Annotated in this window: 8 protein-coding genes; 1 reads left to right on the top strand and 7 read right to left on the bottom strand. The window is 61.5% G+C overall.

Annotation, left to right across the window (positions count from 1 at the left end):
- A partial coding sequence (locus EN993_RS27800; RefSeq protein WP_281040578.1) for a citrate/2-methylcitrate synthase occupies positions 1 to 259 on the top strand: 259 nt, incomplete at its 5' end.
- A gap of 31 nt (positions 260 to 290) precedes the next feature.
- Here the strand turns inward: EN993_RS27800 and lpxB are convergent.
- From lpxB to EN993_RS27835, 7 genes are all read right to left on the bottom strand, one after another.
- Positions 291 to 1,463, bottom strand: coding sequence for a lipid-A-disaccharide synthase (gene lpxB / locus EN993_RS27805; protein WP_127265364.1), 1,173 nt, complete (start codon positions 1,461 to 1,463; stop codon positions 291 to 293).
- Positions 1,456 to 2,373, bottom strand: coding sequence for an LpxI family protein (locus tag EN993_RS27810; protein WP_127265365.1), 918 nt, complete (start codon positions 2,371 to 2,373; stop codon positions 1,456 to 1,458). The genes lpxB and EN993_RS27810 overlap by 8 nt, the downstream gene beginning before the upstream one ends.
- Entirely contained in the window at positions 2,345 to 3,178 is an 834-nt protein-coding gene (lpxA, locus tag EN993_RS27815; protein WP_109669349.1) for an acyl-ACP--UDP-N-acetylglucosamine O-acyltransferase, read from the bottom strand. The genes EN993_RS27810 and lpxA overlap by 29 nt, the downstream gene beginning before the upstream one ends.
- 13 nt (positions 3,179 to 3,191) lie before the next feature.
- Positions 3,192 to 3,659 (bottom strand): 3-hydroxyacyl-ACP dehydratase FabZ, encoded by a 468-nt coding sequence (gene fabZ / locus EN993_RS27820; protein ID WP_027036657.1) that lies wholly within the window; start codon positions 3,657 to 3,659, stop codon positions 3,192 to 3,194.
- The gene (lpxD, locus tag EN993_RS27825) at positions 3,652 to 4,710 is read right to left on the bottom strand and encodes a UDP-3-O-(3-hydroxymyristoyl)glucosamine N-acyltransferase (protein ID WP_109669039.1); all 1,059 of its coding nucleotides are present in this window, start codon (positions 4,708 to 4,710) and stop codon (positions 3,652 to 3,654) included. Before lpxD ends, fabZ begins: the two co-directional genes overlap by 8 nt.
- Before the next feature lie 75 nt (positions 4,711 to 4,785).
- Positions 4,786 to 7,152, bottom strand: coding sequence for an outer membrane protein assembly factor BamA (gene bamA / locus EN993_RS27830; RefSeq protein ID WP_127265366.1), 2,367 nt, complete (start codon positions 7,150 to 7,152; stop codon positions 4,786 to 4,788).
- 217 nt (positions 7,153 to 7,369) lie between these two features.
- On the bottom strand, positions 7,370 to 7,551 hold a 182-nt coding region (locus tag EN993_RS27835), incomplete at its 5' end, for a site-2 protease family protein (RefSeq protein ID WP_206532426.1).

Here is a 7,551-nt window from a genome sequence, read left to right on the forward strand (position 1 = left end):
GGAAAAGATCGCGCTGACAGATTCCTATTTCATCGAGAAGAAGCTCTACCCGAACGTCGACTTCTATTCCGGCATCACGCTGAAGGCGCTGGGCTTCCCCACCACCATGTTCACCGTGCTGTTCGCGGTCGCCCGCACCGTCGGCTGGATCGCGCAGTGGAAGGAGATGATCGAGGACCCACGCCAGAAGATCGGCCGCCCGCGCCAGCTCTACACCGGTGCGCCGGAGCGTGACTATGTGCCGATCGCAAAGCGGTGATCGAGGCTTTCTGGATTGAAAAACGCGCCCGTCAGGGCGCCTTTTTTATGTGACGCAGCACAACGCCCGCCGCGATCTCGCCTGAAGGCTTGTTGGTCGCCATGCGCCGCGTGATCTCGGCGAAGCCCTGCTTCTGCCAGGCGCGCATCCCACTGTCTGCAAACAGCGCTTCCAAGTGCCGGGCCAGATTGTTCGGCTTGACATACTCATTGTAGAATTCCGGAATTAAGGCTCGATCCGAGATCAGATTGGGCAGCAGCGCCGACCAGACGGACAGCAGGTAAGGCGCCACGACTCGGGCGACGGGATCGAGCCTGTAGCAGGAGACCATCGGCACACCGGCCAGCGCCAGCTCCAGCGATACTGTCCCGGACGCGATCAGCGCGGCATCGGCTTTGCCGAAGGCCTGCCATTTGCGCTGGGACTCGACGATGACCTCAGGCTTCTCATCCCAGCGGTTGACCGAGGATTTGACCAGGTCGGCGACATGCGGAACCGTCGGCAGCAGCAGGCGCAGGCGATGTCCACGCGCGCGCAGCATCGACACCGTCTCGCCGAACGGGTCGAGCAGGCGCCGCACCTCACCGCGCCGCGAACCGGGCAGGACAAGCAGGGTCTTGACGCGATCAGGAGAAAGGTCGCGCGGCAGGTCCTGCGCCTTGGCCGCGGCGAGCACGCCAGCATCATGGGTCAGGCGATGCCCGACATAGGTGCCCGGTGGGCCGTCCAGCCGCTCGAGCTCCTTCACCTCGAACGGCAGGATGCAGAGGATATGGTCGACATAGGGCTTCATCGCCACCGCCCGGCCCGGCCGCCACGCCCAGACGCTCGGGCAGACATAGTGGATGATCGGGATCGATGGATTGGCCGCCCGCACCTTTTTGGCGACGCGCAGCGAAAAGTCCGGGCTGTCGATGGTGACGAGGCAGTCCGGCTTTTCGTCCTCAACGGTCCTGGCCAGCTGACTGATCCGCCGCATCAGGCGCGGCAGGTCGCGCAAGATGGCGCTGAACCCCATCAGGGCGATCTCGCCGGCATCGAATGGCGAGGCCAGTCCCAGCGCCTGCAAATGGCGGCCGCCGAGTCCGACGAGTTGCACCTCGCGCCCGGTAGCCTGCTTGAGCGAACGCACGATGTCGGCGCCGAGCAGATCGCCAGACTCCTCTCCGGCAACGATCGCGATCTTCAATGCCCTGTCAGCCATTGTGTGGCTCCGTCGCGGCAGGCAGACCAATGACGAACAGACCGAGTGCGTTGGCGCGCGCGATGGTTTCGGGGCCTTCGAGAATCAGCGAACGTCCCGCCTCGACGGCAATGCCGGCAAGCCCGGCCGCATGCACGGCTTCGACCGTTTGCGGGCCGATGGAAGGAAGATCCGCGCGCAGTTCCTGACCAGGCTTGGCGCACTTGACCAGAACGCCGCGGGTCTTCCCCGCAATACGGCCATGGCCGCGCAGCAGCTTCGCACGGTCGAGCAGTCCGGCCGTCCCCTCGATGCCTTCCAGCGCGATCGTTCGACCGCCGACCGCAATCGCCGCCTGGCCGATATCCAGCGCGCCGATGGCCTTTGCCGCTGCAAGGCCTGCCTCGATGTCGCGCCAGTCCGATTTCCGCGGGATGGCTTTGGTCAGGACGCCTTCGGTGGCGACAAGGTTCGGCACGATTTCGTGGGCGCCGACGACCTTTATTCCACGCGCTTCGAGACCTCGCGCCAGGACCTTCAGCAGGCCATCGTCGCCACGCGCCAGCGCCGCGACAACGACCGGTATCACTGCGAGCAGGCTGAGACTTGGACGGAGCTGCGTCAGTCTTGGCCGGCGCTTGATCTCGCCGGCAAGCACCAGATGGGTGATCCGGTGCCGCCTCAGCAACGGTATCAGCGAGCCGATACCTTCCAGGGCGAGGCTTTCATGCTCATACCGGGAGAGCTCCGCCATCCGGTCGGCCTCGCCTTCCATCACGATGACGAAGGGCGGATAGCCTTGTTCAGCCGAACCGGCCGCGACTTCGACCGGCAGACTGCCGCCGCCGGCGATGATGCCGACCCGGGAGCCCGGCGAGAGATCAAGACGCGCTGCCGCTGCCTCAGTCTTCGTCATCGACATCGTCGCCATCGCCGCCCTTGAGCGACGGCACAGCATAGTGCCGCTTGCCGCGACTGGTGATGAAATCGATGATCTTCATGGCGGTCGGCGACGACGCGAACTCCGCCTTGGCGAACTCGATGTTCTCGCCAACGGTGCGGGAACGGTCGAAGATCATTCTGTAAGCCTTGCGCAGCACAAGGATTTCGGACCTCGGCAGGCCGGAGCGCTTCAGGCCGATGATGTTGAGGCCGCGCAGACTGGCGCGGTTGCCGACCGCGATGGCATAGGGAATGACATCGCCGACGATCGCGGAGCAGCCACCCAGAAAGGCGTTGTCGCCGATGCGGACAAACTGATGCACAGCGGTCAGGCCGCCGATATAGACGTTGTTGCCGACCTCGCAGTGGCCGCCCAGTGTCGCGCCATTGGCGAAGGTCGCGTTGTTGCCGACGACGCAATCATGGGCAATGTGGGCGTAGGCGAGGAAATTGCCATTGTCGCCGACCGTCGTTTCGCCGCGGCTGGAATCGGTACCGAGATGCATGGTCACGCCTTCGCGGATCGTGCAGTTCTTGCCAATGACCAGGGTGGTGCGACCGCCCTTGTGCTTGGTGTTCTGCGGCGGTGCGCCCAATGTTGCCATCGGGTAGACCTTGGTCGAGGCACCGATCGATGTCGCGCCCATCACCGAGACATGACTGACCAGTTCGACGTCATCGCCGATCACCACATCGGCGCCCACGTGACAGAACGGTCCGATGCGCACGCCTTGGCCGATTTGGGCGCCTTCCTCCACAACGGAGGAAGCATGGATGGATGTCTTGATTTTCATAAGCATTCGATCGTCAGTCGCTGGTGACCATCATGGCTGAAATCTCGGCCTCGGCCGCCTTGGCGCCGTCGACCATGGCTTCACAAGCGAATTTGAGCAGGTTGCCGCGTTTCTTGATTTTCTTCACATAGATCTTCAACTGGTCGCCGGGAACGACCGGTTTGCGGAATTTGGCGTTGTCGATGGTCAGGAAATAGACCAGCGACGGCTTTTCAGTGCCCAGGCTGCGGATGCAGATGGCGCCGGCGGTCTGCGCCATCGCCTCGACGATGAGCACACCCGGCATGACCGGCTGCTCGGGGAAATGGCCCTGAAAATGCGGCTCGTTTATGGTCACGTTCTTGATGCCGACAGCGGACTCGTCGCCGTCGATGTCGACGATGCGATCAATCATCAGGAACGGATAGCGGTGCGGCAGGAGCTTCATCAGCCCCATAATGTCGACCGCTTCCAGCGTCGTCGACGCGATCATGTCAGCCATTGCCTCCCTCGCCCTGTTTGCGGGTCCTGGCGAGCCTGCGCAGCATGGCTATCTCCCGCATCGCTTCCGCCATCGGCTGTGCCGGATAACCGCCCCAGATTTCGCCTGCAGGGACATTGCTCATAAATCCACTTCTGGCGGCAAGCTTGGCCCCGGACCCGATGGTCAGGTGATCCGCAAGCCCGACGCCGCCGCCCATGGTGACATTGTCTCCCACGACCACGGAACCCGAAATACCCGAAAGCCCGGCTATTATGCAATTGCGGCCGATGCGGACGTTATGGGCGATCTGCACAAGATTGTCGATCTTGGTGCCCTGGCCGATGATCGTATCGGACATGGCGCCGCGATCGACGGTGGTGTTGGAGCCGATCTCGACGTCGTCTTGAATGACGACACGGCCGATCTGCGGCACGCGTTCGGGTCCCTTGGCGCCGCCGACGAAGCCAAAACCATCCTGGCCGATCCTGGCACCGCCATGGATGATGACGCGGTTGCCGATCAAGGCATACTGGATGCTGGCGCCCGGACCGACATAGCCGTCACGGCCAATCTGGCAGGACTGGCCGATGACGGCATTGGGCGCGATGACGGTACCGCTGCCGATCGAAGCACCCGGCCCGATGACCGCGCCGGCCTCAATGACGGCACCGGATTCGACATGTGCGGTCACATCGACATGAGCATGCGGCGAGACGCCGGTTTCGCTGGTCATCGGCCCTGGCGTCGCCGCCCTTGGAAACAGCAGGCGCCCGACAAATGCGAAGGCCTGTTGCGGACGCGGATGAACCAGAACGGCAACGCCGGCCGGCGCCTTGCCGGCAAATTCCGCCGGGCACAGGACCGCGGCCGCCCGCAGCGACGGCATCAGCGCGGAATTACGCTTGCCGTCGACAAAGACGAGCGCATTCTCGCCGCCATCGCTCGCCGGCGCGAGTGCCTCGATCGAAATATCGGAGTGGCCGGAATCGACAAGCACCGAGCCGGTCAGATTCGCGACTTCGCCCGCCGTATACCGGCGTGATGGCGCGAAGAACACCGGATCGGTCATTCCAGAAGCTATATCCAGCTAGGTCGGAACATTTCTCCCGGACCTGAAAGACCCGGGAGCATCGTTAACCGCCGATCAGAAGCGGGTCGATATGCCGAAGTTGAATTCCTGCACGTCGTCGCGCGCTTCCTTCTTGACCGGGATCGCATAGTCGATACGGATCGGGCCGAACGGCGATGCCCACATCAGGCCGAGACCAACCGAGGCACGCAGCTTCATGCCGACCGAGTCTTGAACGACTCCAGCGGTATCGACCTTGCTGCCATAGAGTGTTGCAGCATCTGCGAAGACAGCGCCACGCAAGCCAAAGCTTTCCGGGACGACCGGCAACGGAAACTGCGCTTCCGCGGAGGCGTTGAAATAGGTCGTGCCGCCGAGATGGTCACCCGTATTGACGTCCACAGGACCAATGCCACCATAAGCAAAGCCGCGGATCATGCGGTCGGTGCTCTGGAACTGATCGAAAATCCGCAAACCGCCACTGCCGTACCCCTCGACATGGCCCGCGCCGGCTGAAACGAGCCCGACCAGATCAAATTGCTCTGACAGCGTCTGGTATACACTGCCCCGCCCAGTAACCTTTACAAACTTCGCATCGCCGCCGAGACCAGCCACCTCCACCGACGTAGTGGCGTAGATACCTTCATGCGGATTCTTCATGTCGTCGATGGTGTTGTAAACCAGACCGAGGCTAACCGACGACTTGATCCATGGGCTTTCCGCAATACCCTGCTTAATCGCTGTAGAGAGGTCGCAATCGCCAAGAATACCATCAGCGTTATCATCGCAACTGTTGTCGTATTTATACTTTTCTTGCGCGATATTATACGCAAGCTGGGTCGAGATGCTGTTGGTGATCGGCAAGCCGAAGCGCACCGTTGCGCCCAGGGTATCGCTGTCGTAATGATCGTAATTTCTCGTCTGCTTGAAGACGTCGAAGCCCGCAGCGATACGCCGTCCGAGGAAGTACGGCTCTGTAAACGAAATGCTGTAGTCGCGCGAATTCTTGCCACCGCCCGCCGATAGCTTGATGAACTGGCCACGGCCGAGGAAATTGCGCTCGGTGATCGATCCTTCGACGGACGGGCCGGCCGTGTCGCCACCGGTCGAATAACCGGCGCCGACGGAGAATTCACCGGTCGACTTCTCGACAACGTCGACCACCAGCACGACCTGGTCGGGCTGCGAGCCCGGCACTGTCGAAATATCGACTTTGTCAAAGTAATTGAGGGCTTCCAGGCGCTTTTTCGCGCGCTGGATGAGCACCTGATTGAAGGCATCGCCTTCGCTGACGTCGAACTCACGGCGAATGACATAGTCACGCGTGCGGTCGTTGCCGCGGATCTCGATGCGCTCGATATAGGCCTTGGTGCCCTGGTCGACCGTGTAGACCACAGAAATGGTGTGGTTCTCGAAATTGCGGTCGCCGCGTGGCGTCACCTGCGCGAAGGCGTAGCCGGAACCGGCCACCTTCTCGGTCAGGGCGATGATGGAATCCTCGACGTCCTTGGCGTTATAGACGTCGCCCTTGCGGGTCTCGACCACCGATTCCAGCGACTTGCTGTCGACTTCCGGGATCGTGCTTTCGACGCTGACGTCACCGAATGTGTAGCGGTCGCCTTCCTGGACGGTGATGGTGACCGTGTACTTGTTCGTCGCGCTGTCGAGTTCGCCGACAGCGGACACGACCTGGAAATCGGCGTAACCGTGATTGTAATAGAAGCGGCGCAGCAGCTCCTGGTCAGCGCGCAGCTTGTCGTCGTCATAGACGTCGTCGCGCAGGACGAAGGAAAGCCAGGACGAACGCTTGGTATTGATGACATCCGACAGGCGGCGGCTGGAATAGGCGCTGTTGCCGACGAAATTGATCGCCGCGATCTGCGTGCGATCGCCTTCGGTAATGTTGAAGACCACGTTCACGCGGTTGTCGCCAAGCTGCATGACCTGCGTGGTCACAGTCACATCGTCGCGGCCGATGCGTTTGTAGGCAGCCTTGACCGATTCGACGTCGGCATCGAGCGTCGCCTGCGAGAACGTCCCACGCGGCTTCAGCTGCACCGCTGCCGCCAGCGCATTGTCCTTGAGCTTCTTGTTGTTCTGGAACAGCACCTGGTTGACGACCTGGTACTCGGCAACCTTAACCACCAGCGTCGAGCCGACCTGGTTGATCTGCACATCCGAGAACAGGCCGGTGCCGAACAGCGCCTTGACCGCACTGTCGATATCGGAGCTGGAGAACGCCTTGCCCGGCTTGATGGTGATGTAATTGCGGATGGTGTCAGCGTCGATACGCTGGTTGCCGCTCACTTCGACTCTGCTGACGACAGCGGCTTCGGCCGCCGATGTGGCAACGAACTGCACTGCGAGCGCGCCTGGCACGACCAGAGCCGCAGACAGGGTCACCGCGGACGCGGCGCTCAGAAACTTGGATGCTGCCTTCATCGGGCTTAATAACCTTTTCTCGTAGTCCCCACGGCGAGAAAACCGGACGTGCGGTAATTTCCCCTACCGTATTAACCGGATTTTCCCTACACGCAAGGCTTCTGGTTAATTTGTATTTACTTAACCCTGCGGCGTGGCTTTCGCGTCACTCATATCCCCGTGCATGGTAAACGGTGTCTCAACATCGTCCATGCGGAAGCCAAATTTCTTCATGATTTCAGCACCCAAACAGATCGTTCCAGAAAACGAACCCCATGAAGCACAGCACCAGAAGCAACCCGGCCCGATAGGCCATTTCCATCATCCGTTCCGACACTGGACGGCGAATGACGGCCTCCACCCCGTAGAACAAGAGATGGCCGCCGTCGAGGGGGGGAATCGGCAAAAGGTTTAGAAACC

Source organism: Mesorhizobium sp. M7D.F.Ca.US.004.01.2.1 (genome assembly GCF_003997785.1).
Taxonomy (GTDB): domain Bacteria; phylum Pseudomonadota; class Alphaproteobacteria; order Rhizobiales; family Rhizobiaceae; genus Mesorhizobium; species Mesorhizobium loti.